General features: G+C 35.6%; 15 protein-coding genes and 1 tRNA gene. 3 read left to right on the top strand and 13 right to left on the bottom strand.

All coding sequences use genetic code 11. The annotated features are described in order from the left end of the window. Nucleotides 1-357 precede the first annotated feature (357 nt). From DRF65_RS23420 to DRF65_RS23430, 3 genes are all read right to left on the bottom strand, one after another. Nucleotides 358-430: transfer RNA gene (locus tag DRF65_RS23420), tRNA-Phe, on the bottom strand. Nucleotides 431-539: 109 nt separating this feature from the next. Next, nucleotides 540-2,381: a lysophospholipid acyltransferase family protein gene (locus DRF65_RS23425; protein WP_115973149.1), complete on the bottom strand. Its 1,842-nt coding sequence runs from the start codon at nt 2,379-2,381 to the stop codon at nt 540-542. Between the two features lie 22 nt (nt 2,382-2,403). Then, entirely contained in the window at nt 2,404-3,642 is a 1,239-nt protein-coding gene (locus DRF65_RS23430) for an aspartate kinase (protein WP_115973150.1), read from the bottom strand. A gap of 571 nt (nt 3,643-4,213) precedes the next feature. Here DRF65_RS23430 and fbp point away from each other — a divergent pair. After that, entirely contained in the window at nt 4,214-5,230 is a 1,017-nt protein-coding gene (fbp, locus tag DRF65_RS23435; RefSeq protein WP_068944199.1) for a class 1 fructose-bisphosphatase, read from the top strand. After that, a complete protein-coding gene (locus DRF65_RS23440; RefSeq protein ID WP_115973151.1) occupies nt 5,230-6,234 on the top strand; it encodes an o-succinylbenzoate synthase in 1,005 nt (334 codons plus the stop codon). Before fbp ends, DRF65_RS23440 begins: the two co-directional genes overlap by 1 nt. Before the next feature lie 8 nt (nt 6,235-6,242). On the opposite strand, the gene DRF65_RS28645 is transcribed toward DRF65_RS23440, so the two are convergent. From DRF65_RS28645 to DRF65_RS23470, 8 genes are all read right to left on the bottom strand, one after another. Beyond that, nucleotides 6,243-6,395, bottom strand: coding sequence for a bacteriocin-like protein (locus DRF65_RS28645; RefSeq protein WP_165852303.1), 153 nt, complete (start codon nt 6,393-6,395; stop codon nt 6,243-6,245). Nucleotides 6,396-6,592: 197 nt separating this feature from the next. Beyond that, on the bottom strand, nt 6,593-6,760 hold the full coding sequence (locus DRF65_RS28650) for a bacteriocin-like protein (RefSeq protein WP_165852304.1): 168 nt from the start codon (nt 6,758-6,760) through the stop codon (nt 6,593-6,595). A gap of 126 nt (nt 6,761-6,886) precedes the next feature. After that, on the bottom strand, nt 6,887-8,407 hold the full coding sequence (eptA, locus tag DRF65_RS23450) for a phosphoethanolamine--lipid A transferase EptA (RefSeq protein WP_115973153.1): 1,521 nt from the start codon (nt 8,405-8,407) through the stop codon (nt 6,887-6,889). Further along, the gene (locus DRF65_RS23455) at nt 8,394-9,221 is read right to left on the bottom strand and encodes a phosphatase PAP2 family protein (RefSeq protein ID WP_115973154.1); all 828 of its coding nucleotides are present in this window, start codon (nt 9,219-9,221) and stop codon (nt 8,394-8,396) included. The genes eptA and DRF65_RS23455 overlap by 14 nt, the downstream gene beginning before the upstream one ends. 54 nt (nt 9,222-9,275) lie before the next feature. Continuing rightward, nucleotides 9,276-9,410, bottom strand: a complete 135-nt coding sequence (locus tag DRF65_RS29320; RefSeq protein ID WP_123319075.1) for a hypothetical protein — start codon at nt 9,408-9,410, stop codon at nt 9,276-9,278. Beyond that, nucleotides 9,401-9,604 (bottom strand): transposase, encoded by a 204-nt coding sequence (locus DRF65_RS29325; protein WP_394337827.1) that lies wholly within the window; start codon nt 9,602-9,604, stop codon nt 9,401-9,403. The genes DRF65_RS29320 and DRF65_RS29325 overlap by 10 nt, the downstream gene beginning before the upstream one ends. 81 nt (nt 9,605-9,685) lie before the next feature. Further along, nucleotides 9,686-10,870, bottom strand: coding sequence for an NAD(P)-dependent alcohol dehydrogenase (locus DRF65_RS23465; protein WP_115973155.1), 1,185 nt, complete (start codon nt 10,868-10,870; stop codon nt 9,686-9,688). Nucleotides 10,871-11,687: 817 nt separating this feature from the next. Beyond that, the gene (locus DRF65_RS23470; RefSeq protein WP_115973156.1) at nt 11,688-12,818 is read right to left on the bottom strand and encodes an alpha/beta hydrolase; all 1,131 of its coding nucleotides are present in this window, start codon (nt 12,816-12,818) and stop codon (nt 11,688-11,690) included. A 154-nt stretch (nt 12,819-12,972) separates the two neighbouring features. Here DRF65_RS23470 and DRF65_RS23475 point away from each other — a divergent pair, with 154 nt between their 5' ends. Beyond that, on the top strand, nt 12,973-14,643 hold the full coding sequence (locus DRF65_RS23475) for a glutamine--tRNA ligase/YqeY domain fusion protein (protein WP_115973157.1): 1,671 nt from the start codon (nt 12,973-12,975) through the stop codon (nt 14,641-14,643). 156 nt (nt 14,644-14,799) lie between these two features. Here DRF65_RS23475 and DRF65_RS23480 read toward each other — a convergent pair whose 3' ends face one another. Further along, complete coding sequence (locus tag DRF65_RS23480; RefSeq protein WP_115973222.1) at nt 14,800-16,740, bottom strand: oleate hydratase; 1,941 nt, start codon at nt 16,738-16,740, stop codon at nt 14,800-14,802. A 90-nt stretch (nt 16,741-16,830) separates the two neighbouring features. Then, the gene (locus DRF65_RS23485; protein WP_115973158.1) at nt 16,831-17,709 is read right to left on the bottom strand and encodes a helix-turn-helix domain-containing protein; all 879 of its coding nucleotides are present in this window, start codon (nt 17,707-17,709) and stop codon (nt 16,831-16,833) included. Between the last annotated feature and the right edge of the window lie 166 nt (nt 17,710-17,875).

Consider the following 17,875-nt stretch of genomic DNA (forward strand, 5'->3'; position numbering starts at 1 on the left):
CCAAAAAATCAGGTAACAATAATTTTAATAGCTCGTCGGGAATATGCATCCTCAAAGTTAATCTCTTATTTGTTCCTCCACAACTTTTAGCACTGATCCATCTTATTGTATTGAAAACTGCTGATGGTAATATAAAATAAGCATAGCCTTCAAAAAATATCAGCCATCATGGTAATAATTGACATTTATGAGCCTATTCTGTAAACTTGTCCTCTGTAAGAGCCATGAACAAAATATCTCCTTTAAATAGGCTTCCTGAGAGTGTTGAACAACTGTATAACTTTACCATGAATAATCCGTGAATTGGCGACCAGATAAGAAAACAAAAAAACCTCTGACTAATCAGAGGTTTTAAAGTGGTTTCTCCAGGAATCGAACCAGGGACACATGGATTTTCAATCCATTGCTCTACCAACTGAGCTAAGAAACCATTATATTTTTGTTTGACTTACTTCGTTGTTTTAAAGTGATGCAAAAGTAGCAAGTTTTGGTATATAAAGCAAGTATTCATCGTACTTTTTTTACTTAACCCTAAAAAACTATTGATTATCAGACGAATTATTTTCCTGCTCCTTTCGGATTTGTTCACTCATCTCTTCCAATACCGGTTTAATCGTGTTTTCCGGAAGATCACTGATCCTGATATACATTAATCCGTCAATTGCATCATTGAAGTTAGGATCAACGTTGAATGCGATTACTTTTGCATTTTGTTTTATATATTTCTTGATAAGCACAGGTAATCTCAATTCCGGTTCAAGATCGTCAATGATCTTATCCAGTTTGTTTAGATCAGACTCCATTTCCTCAAAGAAAATGTTTTTATCCCTGTCTCGAAGCTTTACTTTATACTCATTTCTCGGAGTAATGTACTGAGCTACTGCAGAATCAAAATAATTGGAACGCATAAACTCAATCATCAGAGACTTTGAGAATTCTGAGAACTTATTGGAAATACTTACCCCTCCCATCAGGAATTTATGATCCGGATTTCTCAGGCATACATGCACGATTCCTCTCCATAAAAGGAAAAGTGGAAGCGGTTTCTGCTGATATTCCTGACAGATATAAGCACGGCCCATTTCAATCACCTTTTTAAAGAAAGGGTGAATATCCTGCTCAAACTCAAATAAAGAGCTGGTATAGAAGCCTTTGATGCCATATTTCTTCATGACCTCTCTACCCAATGCCATTCTGTAGGCTCCTGCAAGTTTTTTCTCGCCATTATCCCAAAGGAACAGGTGATGGTAATGTTTATCATACTCATCCAGGTCAAAAGGAAGATTGCTTCCTTCTCCTACCGCACGGAATGTAAGCTCTCTCTGACGCCCGATTTCCCTCATAATAGAAGGAATTTCCTCGTAAGTTGTAAAATAGATCTCGTAGTTTCCGTTGCTGAACAGCATTTTTTCTGTTCCTCTCAGTTTATCAACATCTTTGACGATATCCTCTATAGGAGTTTCATCAATAATGTTCTGAACGATGTTTTCTTCTTTTAATAAAGGAAACTTAACAGTAAGGTTCTGTAGGTTGATACTTTGAGCCAGAGATTTTCTTTTTTCATAGTAAGATTTCATCATATAAACCTTACGTTTTAGAAACTCTCCCAATTCTTCAATAGTTTCCATTTCATCCATTGCCTTTACAGAGATTGGTTTTCCAATCCTGATTCTGATAGGTTTTTCCCTGTCATTCATCATTTCTGAAGGAAGCATAAGCGTTTGCAGGCTTGGATGAAGTTTAGCTACCTGATAAAAAAGACGGCTGTTCTTGGCATGGAAATACATAGGAACTACCGGCACTTTAGCCATTCTGATCAGCTTAAGTGCCGTTTTTTCCCATTCTTTATCTAAAATTTCTCCATAAGGATTGTTCTTATTAGACACTTCTCCTGCCGGAAAAATACCTACACAGCCTCCATTCTGCAAATGCTTGAGGGTCTCACGCATTCCTGAAGAGCTGCTGTAAGCTTCTTTTCTGTTTTCAAAAGGGTTCACTGCGATTACGTACGGTTCCATAGGTTTGATCTTTTCCAGAAGGAAATTTCCCATTACCTTAAAATCCGGACGAACCTCTGATAAGATCTTGCACATCAGAATTCCGTCAATAGCACCCAGCGGGTGATTGGAAACCAGAACAAACGGTCCCGTTTTCGGAATCTTTGCCAGATCCTCTTCAAAAGCCACATAGCTTAAGTTTCTTTCTCTTACAAATGAGTCGAAAAAGTCTTTGCCTTCCTTATCTTTTAATTTATCGTATAATTTATTTACTTCATTTATTTTGGCAATGCTCATTACAGCAGATGCCACCGGATTCTTAAGGAACCCGATTTTACTTAAGCCGGAAGCTTTGATCAGATCGTTTTTCGAAATTAAACTCATGTGTGTTTAGTCGCAATTAATATTATTGTGTTACCATTTGAAGAGTATTCTTGGAAATCTGCTCCAATAATACATTTTTTTCGTGGTAAAATCTGTCAATGTGATCCATCTTCGCATTTCTTACTGTGAATAAAGATACATTTTTAATTGCTTCAGTTTTAAAAATTTTTTGAAGCTCTTCGTTGAGTTCTTCAAGGTGATTAAATTTATCTTCCAGGCATAATGCCAGTGAAATGGCAGAATTCTGCATCAGGGAAACCTTGATCTTATATTTAGAAAGATATCCGAAGATCAAACTCATATGGTCTTCTGCAATAAAAGAGAAGTCTCTGGTAGAGATCTTTAAAAGTTCCTGGTTTTCTTTCAGAATATAAGTTTCTTCCTGTTGATTTTGGTCTGAAGCTCCCACTTTGGTTCCTGCCTTGGTAGGATCCACAAAAGATTTTACATAAAAAGGAATATTTTTTTGCTGTAATGGCTGTAGCGTCTTTGGGTGAATAACACTTGCCCCATAATAGGCCATTTCAATAGCTTCTTCATAAGAAATATTGGAAAGCAGCGATACATCATTGAATTTTCTTGGATCTCCGGTCATTACTCCAGGTACATCCTTCCAGATCGTCATGGCATCAGCATTTAAGCAGTACGCAAAAATGGCTCCTGAATAATCTGACCCCTCTCTTCCTAAGGTTACCGTGAAGTTATTGTCATCTGATCCGATGAATCCCTGGGTAACATAGCAGACTTCAGGGTTTAGATTTGAAATAAACTCTTCCGTTTTTGCCCAGTCTACCGCACCCTCTCTGTATGAATTATCCGTTTTGATATAATCTCTTGCATCCAGCCATTGATTGGTAAATTGGATTTCATTCAGGTATTCACTTACGATTTTGGTAGAAATCATCTCTCCACAGCTTACCACCTGATCATACACGAAGTTATAATTAGGTGATTTGTTTCTTCTTAAAAAAGAATCAATATCGTCAAAAAAGAGATTGATTTCAGCAAAAACCGCATGATTTTCAGGAAACAGACCGTCCGCAATCTCGATGTGTTTTCGTTTTATCTTTTCAATCTCAGTTTGATAGTTATCCTTCTTGAAATAAAGTTCTACAACTTTTTCCAATTCATTGGTCGTCTTGCCCATTGCTGAAATTACCAGCAAACATTTGGCAAATCCTTGGCTTTTTAGAACCATGGACACATTTTTTACACTCTCGGCGTCTTTCACAGACGCGCCACCAAACTTGAAAATTTTCATTAAATTGTTAAAAATAAAATTGTTAGATAAAAATTACATGAGTTTTTTACGGAGGACAAAATTATAAATTTACAGCGAGATATGAAATAGGCTGATGATGCGATGGAATTAAGATTTCCTTAAAATAGCTCTGAAGGGAATGCCTGACTATGTTTGAATGCAGGAATAGAGGAGATTAACCTCTATTAAGAATCTTATTTATTCCATACATTTATTTGATATTTATTTTTTTGAATGCCAAAATTTGGCGTCATTATCTGTAATATAAGGAATTTAATAGAAAGTCACTTTATTCAAAACCTGAGGATAAGGTCAAAAATAAATATAATATAATAAGATCTGTTTTTCAATTTTTCATTTGAATCGTTTCATGTTCTGCATTAAAATAAGTAAACAGAATTTTTCATTAGTTTGGGATAAAGAAATGGAGAGGTAATCACAGGCGGATATTCAGTATTATGTTTTGTTTTGACTGTATTGTATTGATATACAGAGTTTAAGTTCTTTTGTAATTAAATTTTCTTAATGCAATAAATTTTCCGAAATTTGGGGAAAACGTAAAAAGAAAAATATGTCAAATCAACCATTACAGACTTTAGGAGAATTTCTTATCGATAAGCAGGACGATTTTCAGTATTCAACAGGTGAATTTTCTCGTCTTCTAAGTGCAATAAGATTGGCTTCGAAAGTGGTTAACAGAGAAGTAAATAAAGCCGGAATTGTAGATATTACAGGAGCTGCAGGAAACCAGAATATTCAAGGGGAAGAACAGCAGAAACTGGATGTAATCGCTAACGAAATTTTTATTACGGCTTTGTCTCAAAGAGAGGTTGTTTGTGGTATTGCTTCAGAGGAAAATGATGATTTTATTGATATTAAATGTGGTGAAAACGGACATTTAAGCAAATATGTAGTGTTGATTGATCCTTTAGATGGATCTTCAAACATTGATGTGAATGTTTCCGTAGGAACCATTTTCTCTATCTATAGAAGAGTTACCGAACCGGGAACGCCTGTGCAGCTTGAAGATTTTTTACAGAAAGGAGTCAATCAGATTGCAGCAGGATATGTCATCTACGGTTCTTCCACAATGATCGTTTATACAACAGGAAACGGAGTGAACGGATTTACACTGGATCCATCCTTAGGAACCTATTATCTTTCTCATCCCAATATGACTTTCCCAAAAACTGGTAAAATCTATTCCATCAACGAAGGAAATTACATCAAATTCCCTCAGGGAGTGAAAAACTACCTTAAATATTGCCAGATGGAGGAAGGAGACCGTCCTTATACTTCCAGATATATTGGGTCTTTGGTTGCCGATTTCCATAGAAATATGCTGAAAGGTGGGATTTATATTTATCCATCTTATTCTCAGGCACCCAATGGGAAATTAAGATTATTATACGAATGTAATCCAATGGCTTTCCTTGCAGAACAGGCTGGAGGAAAAGCAACAGACGGATTCAGAAGAATTCTGGAAGTAGAACCTACAGAACTTCACCAGAGAATTCCGTTTTTCTGCGGAAGCATTGATATGGTGGAGAAAGCAGAAGAGTTTATGCGAATCGACAGCGTAAAATAATGGAAGCATCATATTTTAAATATTTATTACAATTTAAGCGCCCGAGTGGAACATCTCGCGGCGTTTTGCTTGATAAGGAAACCTTCATCCTTGAAATTTCAGAAAATGGAAAAAAAGGAACAGGGGAGTGTGCTGTTTTCAGAGGCCTGAGCTTTGATGACAGGCCTGATTATGAAGACAAGTTAAAATGGCTCTGTGAAAACATTAGCCAGGATCCGGATTTCTTAAAAGAAGAACTAAAAGACTTCCCTTCGATATGGTTTGGATACGAACAGGCCGTTCTGAACCTGAAATTTGGAGCTGATCTTTATTTTCCAAGTGAGTTTACCGAAGGAGAATCTGCCATTACTATCAACGGATTAATCTGGATGGGAGATGTGGGGTATATGGAAGAACAGATTCAGGATAAACTGGGAAAAGGATTTCATTGCATTAAATTAAAAATTGGAGTCGATTGGAAATCTGAACATATCATTCTTCAAAAGCTAAGAGAGAAATTTTCAAAAGAGCAACTGGAACTTCGGGTGGATGCTAATGGAGGATTCAGTAAAGAAGAAGCAGCCGTTGTTTTGCAGCAGCTGGCAGATTTGCACATTCATTCCATTGAACAGCCTATTAAAGCCGGAAACTGGAAGAATATGACGGAATTGTGTGCTCAGACGCCAACTCCTATTGCTTTGGATGAAGAATTGATTGGGATTACAGGTCCGGAAGAAAAGAAAAAACTTTTAGAAACGGTAAAACCGCAATACATCATTTTAAAACCGGCTTTAATAGGTGGTTTTGCTGGATCTGATGAATGGATTTCCCTTGCTGAAGAACAGAATGTCGGCTGGTGGATTACTTCTGCGTTAGAAAGTAATATCGGCCTGAATGCCATTGCACAATATACATTCACAAAAAAAAGCCCGATGCCACAAGGTTTAGGTACCGGAGCTTTATTTACAAATAATTTTGAATCCAGTTTAGAGCTCAGAAATGAGTTGTTGTGGTTCAAAAAATAAAAAATGAATTAACAGGTTGGGTTATTTGAATGTTCCCAATCCCATTCTCTGCAGCATCTGGCTCTGGCATCCCAGTTGTTGCAGCCTATAGGGACTACCGGAATATTTCCTCCATGAATGGTTTTTAAATCTTTTTTTTCTAGCTTTCTTAGATTTTTCATAATTGGTATTGAGTTTTGGTGATAGTGAATCTGGTGAATGACAGTCAGGAGTATAGAGACTGCCATCTTATTTAATAAAAAACTCCAATGCCGCAAAGTTGGGACATTGGAGCTATATGAGGTCATAATTTTGAACCCGGTTTTAGATCTCAGAAATAAGAGTTAAGCTGATTCAAAATAGAATAGTGCAAAATTACCTAGCAATATGGAGGTGGTGAATCCGGGCAGGTAGTGCCGCCACAGTAATCTGGTGCCCATGCCCTGCAGCATCCTTCCTGTGGACTCCAGCTATTACATCCAAGAGGAGGTCGTCCTCCACTAATTTGTTTTAATTCTCCTTTGTTTAATTTTCTTAGATTTTTCATTGTTAATATTTTAGCTTGATGATAGTTAAATGTCTGAATTTTTTTTCAGATATACAATTTTTTAGACAAGTAAATATTGTGAGATATCGAGAATTGAATAAAATGAAAATGAATGTTGGGAGGTCATTATTTAAATATATTCATCTCTTCTTTATAAACTGAGCTTTGTATACTCAGGAAATTTAAGACACTGTGAAACACGTGATTTTGAGAAACTATATCATTAGGCTTTAGTTGTCTCGAGCCATCAGAAACCCATACTATAAAAGGAATTTCATACTGTTCCTTAGGGGCTATACTTAGGGGCATTCCATGCATGTACAGGTTTTTTTCGCCCAATGATTCTCCGTGGTCTGAGACGAAAAGCATTGTGCTTTTATAGTCTTTTAATTGTTTTAAATCCTCAATGACATTATATAAAAGGTAATCTGTGTAAACAATTGTATTATCATAGGCATTGATAAGCTCCTGCCGAGAGCAATTACCTAGTTCAACACTATTGCAGACAGGCTTAAAGACCTCAAATCGGGATGGATATTTTTTACTGTATGTCGGACCGTGGCTTGTACTTGTATGCAATATGACCAATATTTTGTTTTTGGTGCTTGCTGCTATCTGCTCTTTGAGACCGTTTAAAAGTATCCCATCATAATTGCAGTCTTCACCCTTGCAATTTGAAAACAGGCTTTCTTTGGTTTGATAATTTTTAATATGCACCGGTGGTTCTCCCCAATTTGTTGTTCTCCAGATAACATCTACATTATTTCTATATAAATAATTAGGTAAGATTTCATACAGATCATCTGTATTAGTATGTTCCAAAATACATTTTACACCAGCAGTGGTGTATGTTGCACAAGAGGTGGCTTTAAAACTGTGTAGATTTTGTTCTTTGGAAAGCAATGGATTTGTATTTTTTTCATATCCGTACAACGAGAAATTTTGGCTTCGTGCCGATTCTCCGATAACCAGAACGACAACTGATTTTTCATTATTTTTAATGGTTGCGGGAGGTAACAAAATTTCCTTTTCGTTTTTTTTATATTCATGAATGTAAAAAAGAGAGATATTGACAGAATAAGACCATGGCATGGCAAGGCCACCTAATGTTTTTGAATTTTTATCAATCCATAACCAATTACTTGCATTCGCAAATGCTACAATAATTATGAATAACAGAGTTAATGAAGATGTGATTAAAAACTTTTTTAGTGGGATACTAATGATTTTGACATTAATGATATAAATGCCGGGAAGTATACCAAGGAAAATAATATAGAGAATTAATTTTATGGAAAAAAAGCTGCTGGACTCTTCGTAATTGGTATTGAATATATTGCCAATCATACTTTCATCAATGATAACACTATAGGTATTGATAAAATAGACCGCAATGGAACTGATTATAAAGGTAAGTACCAATAAAATTTTCCCAACAATCCTCGACAGAAAAAAGATTAAATAGAACGCAAAAGCATTGGCAACTAACATGAGAGTGATTAAACTTATGATGAGCACAACGCCATTTAAACTTTTATAATCAACTTTACTGAAGACAAAGGTAAAAAAGGGAATATGAAAGAATATGAAATTAAGAAAGCTCATTAAGAGGGCAAAATCCAATAATTTCAAATTATTTTTTAACATAAGTGTAGGTGATTATATAAAGTGATATTATTAAGCTTATAAATGACAAATAAAATATAATCAAATTCTCATTAATTATTTTGTTAATTAAAATGATACTACCAATGGTAAATGCTATGATAAAAACCGGATAATATTTTTTACTGCCAACCCATGCCCATATATTATATTGGTGATTGATAAAAATACCTAAAAGTCCTAAAATATATCCAATAATACTTCCGATAATGACATCAAGAGGGTAATGGGCTCCAACGGCTACTCTTGTGAATGCAATAATTAATCCTGTTAAGAGCAGAGAACAGCACCATATGAATTTATATCCTGATTTCTGAGGCATAAAAGTAAACATCAGAATAGTAAGCGTTGTAAAAATAGTAATGGAATGTCCGGAAGGCAGGCTAGTGTATCCAGATAATGTTTTCCCTATGATGACAAAGCTTTCATTATCAAATGCCGCCGCCGGTCTTGGTACAGTAAATAATCTTTTTAAAAGGTTGCAAAATAAAGCCGACAGAAGTGATGCAGATAATAAAGACTGCCAGATTTTTGGGATGTAGATTACGAAAACGGATAGAAAAGGCAAAAGAACAAGAGCATCTCCCAATTGAGTTAAGTTATATTGCAGTTTGGGATATTGTGATAATTTGGAATTTAAAAAAAAGAACCAGTGCTCTTGAACACCTATATAGGCGACAGTATTGAGTGCATCCTGTTTATAAAGAATGAAAAAGATCAAAGTTAATAAAAATAAGGGTAGATACAATAAAAATAAGACCGGGTGAATGTAATGACCAATTATAGTTTTATTCATAATATTTGATTTACTTATTTCTAATAAACTACCTCGGGGCAGGCCCACGAGATGTTAGAATAACTTGAGTTGCCCTGTATAAATTTTTGTGTATTGTTTTTCTTTACCTTGGTTTTCAATATACTTCCGAATAACCTCTTTATTACCATATTGCCCTACAGTATTAGCATAGAATCCATTTATCCATATATTTCCTCCCCAAGAATTTGTTTTATTTCAGGATAAAGGCGAAATAACTCTCTATCTGTTATACTTTTTACTGTTCGAACAATTTGGCTTAATGACAAAGAAGGAACACTTTGTATCAGAAAATGCACATGATCTGATTCATAACCAATTTCTATAAATTCAATCTCATAACGCTCTGAAATTTCTTTGCATATGAGCTGTAAAGTTTCTCCGGAAACTTCATTTAGAACTTTTCCTCTTTTAACCCTGAGGCTTGCCTCGGGGAATTCTTTAGATTAAAATGTTGTGGCATCAATTACAAAACGATAATGGGCTTTTTTGTTTACTACTTTGTCCCAAGCTTCATTTATTTCTGATGCTTTTATCACTTCTACTTGAGGATAAATTTTATTTTTGGCACAATAATCCATCATTTCTTGGGTTTCTTGAATGCCACCAATCAGCGAACCGTTAAAATTTACTCGATTTTGAGTCATATTGAAATTATTGATTTCCAAAATACCATTTATCGGTTCCCCAACTTGCGTAAAAAAGCCGTAAGGTTTTACACAGTCGATGTACGGTGACATTTCGTAAGCATAAGGAACGGTAGAAATCATATAATCCAATTTGCCTTTGTAGGGTTTTAAATCTTCTGCCGATTGTACCACGATTACTTCCTTTGCACCAAAACATTTAATGTCTTTCACTTTTGAAGCAGACGTGGTAAAAGCAAAAACTTTTGCACCTTTTGAAACCGCTAATTTCACAGCAATATGACCTAAACCGCCAATGCCAACCACACCAATTTTATCGCCCTTTTTAAATTTCATTTTCATCATTGGCGAATACGTCGTGATACCTGCACAAAGTAATGGTGCCGCATATTTCAGTTTAATAGTAGCAGGAATTTTAATGGCAAAATGTTCTGTTACTACAATGTTGTTGGCATATCCACCTTGTGTAATTCCAGTTGGCGATGATTTTTCTGGCATGCCATAAGTTTCCACCATTCCTGTTGTTTCACAATGCTGTTCTTGGCTACTTTTACAACTGTCGCATTGCATACAGCTGTTTACCATAGCGCCAACTCCAGCTTGGTCGCCAACTTTAAATTTGGTTACATTTTTACCAACTGCAGTTACAATTCCGGCAATTTCGTGACCTGGAACTAGCGGATATTGTTGTTTGCCCCAATGTCCTTTAACCATATGAATATCGGAATGGCAAATACCCGAAAATTTAATATCGATTAAAATATCATTGTCACCGACCGCTCTTCTTTCAAAGTTCCAGGCTGTTAATTTTCCTACCTCGTCATTTCCTGCGTAACCTTTAGATTTAATATTTGTGCTCATTTTTTTTGACTTATTTGTTTGTGAAAAAATTGAAATTGGATTTACAAGCAACAAACCTGCACTTGCAATTGCCGTTTGCTGAATAAATTTCCTTCGGGATGGATTGCTGTTTTTTTCTTTCATTTTTTTTGATTTTTTTAGTTAAAACCTGTTGCGCATTTAGGAAATAAATAATAAAAAGATTGTTCAATTGATTACCAAGTCATTAAACAAATTACCCCGAGGTATTGGTTAACCCCATAGTTTGAGTTGTTCACCGTGGATTTTTTAAATAATTCTCGTACACTCAAACTTTTCCTCTTTTAACCCTGAGACTTGCTTCAGGGAATTCTTTAGATTAAATACTTATCCCTAGCTGTTCAATAATATTGCTTTTTACACCTGGATTGAACATCTTTATTTCAAACTTCTCAAGAAAAAGAAAGGGGCAGTTTTTTTTGTTTTTCTTAGGGTGTATTTATATAACTGTCTAGTGATCAGTTTTATTGTTGGGGATTTTTTTTTATAAAAAGATCAATTTGAATATTTTTTAGCATTGTAAGAAAATGCATTAAATGATCAATCACTCAAACATTATTAAGAATATAAAAAAAGAATTTTAGTGGAAGTGATTTAAATTATTTATTATAAAAAACAAGAAAATAAATTCCTGCAATAGATCTGTAGGAATTTTTAAATGAAATTTTGATTTGTTTTAAGGAATAAAGTAATTGTTGGCTCGGATAGGTTTTTTTTAGATTGTAGTTGTAATTAAATGACATCTTTTACAAAAATGGCTTTCCTTATATAGGTCAAGATATAAGAAAACTTTTTTTTAATCTTTTTCATGATAAAAAAATTGTAATTCTCTATTATTTGAATTGGCAATCATTATGCCATTTGTCAGGTCTGTGGTAACTTTAACATAGGTCTGATTTTATAGCATTTTTTTAATTAATCATTATGAAATAATTGTGAAAATATTTTCGTTATTTATTGTTCTATTGGTGATATGATTCCTATCTGTTCCATATAAATTCTGAAAAATATCACTCTGAACCTGAGAGCTGGAAAGGTATCCCCAATGATTTCCGGCTTCAAATTTAAAGCTGCTCAGTACATCATCTTTCACAAAAGTACAGTCGATGATAGATACGATATCCTTATAAGGGCTAATATCACTCGGCCCGTTTTTACCAAGCCTTGGGGTAAGAATATTTTTGGTAAACTGTGAGATTCCCAGGATCAGATCCTGCCTGTTCAGATAAATGGAAATCCGGTTGGCAAGCAACGGTAATTTATTAAAGGAATCTTCTGAGTCTTCAAATACTTTATAGGATACATCGGCATTCAATAGGATTACCTGATCAATCACTCTGAGGATATTCTCTCTTTTAAGACTGTAAAGCATGCTTTGAAGTACTCTGTTGCCCAAAGAGTGAGCCATAATATGAATTCTCTGGTTACATGGGATGAGATCACGGTTGGAAAAAATATCCTTTAAAAACTGAGTGTAAAAGTAAAAGAGTCTCAATAATGATGTTCCGGAATTGATGCTTGATGCCTTGTCGTCAAAATAGCTCAATGGAATAATACTGCCAGAAGCCGGCCAGCTCACAAATAAAATATGTTCAACAGGAGAAGCGGGATTGTCAATGAATATTTTTTTTAAATCAAGAATAGCCTTTAATTCATCATCAAAATTGTACAGATAACCATGAATAAATATCAGTACATCACTTCGGTCCTTAGTGGCAGACATATTTTTGTACAGTTCGTAGAACAGTCTTTGGGTTCCGCCGAGATTATTGGCTGTAAGAGAGGATTTTTTGATGCCTTTTTCATTCTGCAGAACTTCCAGAACTTCTTCATAGCCTTGTTTTTCAGGTTCTGAAAACAGTTTGTAGTTCAGGATGTTTCTGTTGGTGTAGTCTTTTTTCTTTTTGGCCGCAGCAGTGGGCTCCTTATAATTATCAAAATCACATTTTGCAATCCTGAAATTAGGAATTGAGTATTCGTCATTGGAAAAAGAATCCACTTTTTCACCCTTATGACGGATGATTTTCCGGTTGCTTAAGATGTAAACGGCCATAAGCGATAATTTGGTACAATGGTTTTAGCTTGACCTAAATTAGTGAAAAATACTGAATTACAATGCAAATGGCTTTAAAATTATCATTTTCAGAAACGCTTATTTTTCCGTAACTTTGTACCACTTTTTTTGCTATAAAATAAAAGCTAATTTAATGGAAGAAGAAAAAAAATCACTCAATTTTATTGAGCAAATTATTGAAGATGATCTGGCAAACGGTTTGAATAAAGATCAGATCCGTTTCCGTTTTCCGCCTGAACCAAACGGTTACCTGCATGTAGGGCATACAAAAGCTATCTGCATCAACTTTGGTCTGGGTGAAAAATACAACGCTCCTGTAAACCTTCGTTTCGACGATACGAACCCTGAAAAAGAAGAGCAGGAATTCGTAGATTCTATTAAGAAAGATGTTGAATGGCTAGGTTTCAAATGGGACAAAGAATTGTATGCCTCAGATTACTTCCAGCAGCTTTACGAATGGGCAGTACAATTAATAAAAGACGGAAAAGCTTATGTAGATGAGCAACCTTCTGAGATGATTACCGAGCAGAGAAAGAATCCTACAGAACCAGGAGTGGAATCACCATACAGAAACCGCCCGGTAGAGGAATCATTGGATCTGTTTGAAAGAATGAAGAATGGAGAATTTGAGGAAGGTACAATGTCACTTCGTGCAAAAATCGATATGGTTTCTCCCAATATGAATATGCGTGATCCTGTAATGTACAGAATCCTGAAAAGACCTCACCACAGAACGGGAACTGCTTGGAAAATCTATCCGATGTATGACTGGGCACACGGTGAGTCTGATTATCTGGAGCAGGTATCGCATTCATTATGTTCATTAGAGTTTGAAAATCACAGACCTCTTTATAACTGGTACCTGGAGCAGGTATATGATGAAACTAAAGTAGCTCCTAAGCAGAGAGAATTTGCAAGGATGAACGTTTCTTATATGATTACTTCTAAGAGAAAACTGCAAAGATTGGTGGCTGAAGGAGCAGTAACAGGATGGGATGATCCTAGAATGCCTACCATTTCAGGGATGAGAAGAAAAGGGTTTACACCCACTTCTATCAGAAACTTTATTGATAAAGTAGGGGTTGCGAAAAGAGAAAACCTGATCGAAATTCAGTTACTTGATTTCTGTGTACGTGAAGACCTTAATAAAGTGGCTAAGCGTGTAATGACTGTAGTAGATCCTGTAAAATTAGTGATTGAAAACTATCCTGAAGACAAAGAAGAATGGGTAGAAACAGAAAACAATCCTGAACAGGAAAATGCAGGAACCAGAGAGATTCCTTTCTCAAGAGAATTATATATTGAACGTGAGGACTTCAAAGAAGAGGCTAACAATAAATTCTTCAGACTGAAATTAGGTGGAGAAGTTCGTTTAAAATCAGCATATATCATCAAAGCTGAAAGAGTAGAAAAAGATGAAAATGGTGAGATTACTACGATCTATGCTACTTATGATGAGAAGAGTAAATCCGGAAGCGGAACAGAAGAAAGTTTAAGAAAAGTAAAAGGAACACTTCACTGGGTATCTGCCAAACATGCAATCCCTGTAGAAATAAGAATTTACAACCAATTGTTTACGGTAGAACAGCCGGATGCTGAAAAAGATGTAGATTTCTTAAACTTCATCAATCCTGAATCTGTCGCTACAGTTCAAGGTTTTGCTGAACCAAGTCTGAAGGATGTAGCTGTTGGAGAACCGCTTCAGTTCCAGAGAATCGGATACTTTACAAAAGATCAGGACTCTACAGATACTGAATTGGTATTCAACCGTACAGTAACACTAAAAGATTCTTTCAAGCCTTAATAATTGTAAGGAATGAATATAAATAAAATCAGGACTTAGAAATAAGTCCTGATTTTTTATTTTTTACAACGAATAATCTAATAAAATAATTCGTGTATTAGTAGCAATAAAAAACTTTGCGTCTTCTATTTTCCAATAGTAGGAATCCAATGTTTTCTAACCTTTTACTCCCTTGATCCAATCCTGGAATTTACCAACCTGTTCCATAAAGAAAGACTCATGTTCCTCTTTTTCTTCAGGACGGTTAACCAATATATGTTCAAAGTAAGTGTCTTTCAGGATTTTTCTTAGAATTCCTTCTCCCAGGAAAGGTTTATAATCGTTTAATGCCTGAGTTGCTTTTAACAGATGTCGGATATCATATTGTAATGGGTTTATATCAGGAACCTGCTTGTTGAGGTTAAGGAGATTGTATACTGCTATTCTGGCTGTTCTTACAGAGCTTTCCATCGTGAATACAACATCGTTATTGGTTTCTACAAATTGGCCAACCAATCCTAAGTTAGTACAGCCTTCAGGAACCACTCTCGGGCGATCTCCCTGAGCTCTGGGCATAAACATAGAGGTGATGTAAGGCATAAAGGCAGTACGGACAATCGTATTTTCAATGACGTTATCAAGCTGATCTGCCATTCCAAGATGGTGACACAGTTCTGCAAGGATCTCATTTCCGGTACATTCAGGCATAGCTTTTTTAATATAGTTCCCTTCTTTATCCATGAGTAGGGCATATACCCATACTACAAGAATATCATCCGGCTGGGTAGGGTAGTGTGGCTGTCTGTTACAGGTAAAGCTCATTACCCAATTAGAATCTGTAATCGTAATAATACCTCCCGTAGCTGTTTTTCCGGAATAAGGATCATTTACACATAATTCTTTTAATTTCTCAGTAAATGCAGAAGGACGGCATGTTAATGTTGCAGATTCCCAAGATGATTTTTCAATATGGCTACAGAATTTTTCAGGTTTTCCGAAAACTTCAGATTTGGCTGCAAGGTTTTTCCATAATTTCCATCCGGCACTTTGTCCGGCACTGCTGTTGTCTATGGTGACTTCCGGCACTGTATTATTATCTCCGTAGAAAGTACTTTCCGTCATAGATCCGGTAGTTACAATTACGTAATCATCTTTTCCGATGGGTATTCTGACTTCTTCTCCGTTTTGCTCGGTAATAATGCCTTCTACTGTTTTTCCTTCTGTATTAATATGAACATCAAGATCCTTTACCAAAGTATCGAACTGGATTTGTACTCCTTTCTCTACCAGGAAGTTTTTTAAAGGGGTAACAAAGGTATCATATTGGTTGTATTTAGGGAATACAAGGCATGAAAAATCTTTCATTCCGTCAATAGCGTGAAGGAATCTGTGCATATACAGTTTCAGTTCCAGTAAGCTGTGCCAGTTTTCAAAAGCAAACATAGAACGCCAGAAGAACCAGAAATTACTGTTCAGAAAAGATTCTGAAAAATAGTCTTCAATACTCAGATCATCTAGCTCTTCTTTTTTCTTTAATAAAAGTTTGACAATCGCCAATTGATCTTTTTTCTCCAACCCGAATTTGCTGAAATCCTGGATCTGTCCCTGATTATGAATCAATCTTGCTTTTGAATAGTTGGGATCGTTATCATTGATGAGACGGTATTCATCCAGAACACTGTAAGGTGCAGGCAATTCCAAAGCAGGAATGTCCTGGAATATATCCCACAGATTTTCATAAGTCATATCCATTTCACGGCCACCACGGATGATATACCCATCTTTTGCATTCCCGGCACCATCCAGTGATCCACCTTCAATTGCCAGCTGATCCAGAAAGATAATATTTTTACCGGGAACATGGCCGTCACGGATGAAATAATATGCTGCAGACATCCCTGCAATGCCGCTTCCGACAATATAGATTTTACTGTTTTCGTAGGATTGTAAAGGAATTCCTTTATTTCTTTGATAGTTTCCGATCTGGTCTGAAAAAGGCATTGTCTTTTCAGGAGTGTTAATCTGAACTTCCTTGCTTGAATCCGGTTCGTGGTTCACTTTCCCAAACTGGTCAGAGGTATTTAAAACTTTGTTGAATTTTGAATCGATCGTACTCATTTTTATGTTGTTTTTAATGAACATGATAAAGGTACCCCTATTCAAAAAGCAATGTATATCCCTAATGTCAGAATTAGTGTCCCGAAATTCCTACGACTGGATATTTTCCGTTATTCTATACTCAGAAGGAGAAAGAGAAGTGTGTTTTTTAAAAAAACGGCCAAAAGCAGAGGTGGAATTGAACTGAAGTTCAAAAGCTATTTCCGAGATTGTCAGGTCCGGATTTCCCAGCATGACATAGGCTTCTTTCAACAGGGTTTCATCAATAACTTCATGAGGAGTCTTGCCACAGGCTTTTTTAATGATTTCAATAAGGTATTTGTTCGAAATACAAAGTTCATTGGCATAGAACTGAACGGTTCTGTGGAGTCTGATATTTTCCCGGATAAGTTGACTGAATTTAAGATAGAGATCCTTTTTCCCTTCTTCTTTCTCAGGATCTTTAACATATTTAGCATCCAGAATTTCGGCGGTTTCCAGCAGAAGATTGAAAATAATAGTGCGAACAATTTCTTCAGTAAATTTTCCCTGTTTTCTGGATTTCTTTTTGAGGTAATCCAAAAGGTTTTGTAATACCAAAGCATTTTTAGGAGAGGTTTTTACAATACTGTAGGAACCGTTGGAGAACAGGTTCATTTTCTCAATGATAAAAGGATTAGATATATTTTTGATCAGAAAATTCTTGTCGAAGAATAATAATTTTATCCTGAAATCCTGACTGGTTTTCATAAATCTCACAATAGTAGACGGAGCTGCAACCAGAATGCTATGGGCATCAGCTTTATACTGATGACGGTCTATTTCAACACTTACTTCTCCTGCCGTACAGATGCATAGGGCATAATAATCCATCCTGAAAGGAGCTTTAGGAAATTCGAAAATGGGGTTTCCGGAGGAGATATAATAGGATTGCCGGCAGTCAATACTATAAAAAGACAGCGTATCGTGTAAGTTTTCGTAGGTTACCATTTTTGCTGTTGATTGATTTTTTATAGATTTTTTTTGAAATTTAAGGTTAAAAAGCCTATTGTTACTGCAATTTACGAATTTTATAAATATTTACTAAGGGTATGTGTCTAAAATATTTGTTTTTATTCGGATGCAGTTGATTGTTTGTTTTTATGATTGTTATTTA

Source organism: Chryseobacterium pennae, from assembly GCF_003385515.1.
GTDB lineage: Bacteria > Bacteroidota > Bacteroidia > Flavobacteriales > Weeksellaceae > Chryseobacterium > Chryseobacterium pennae.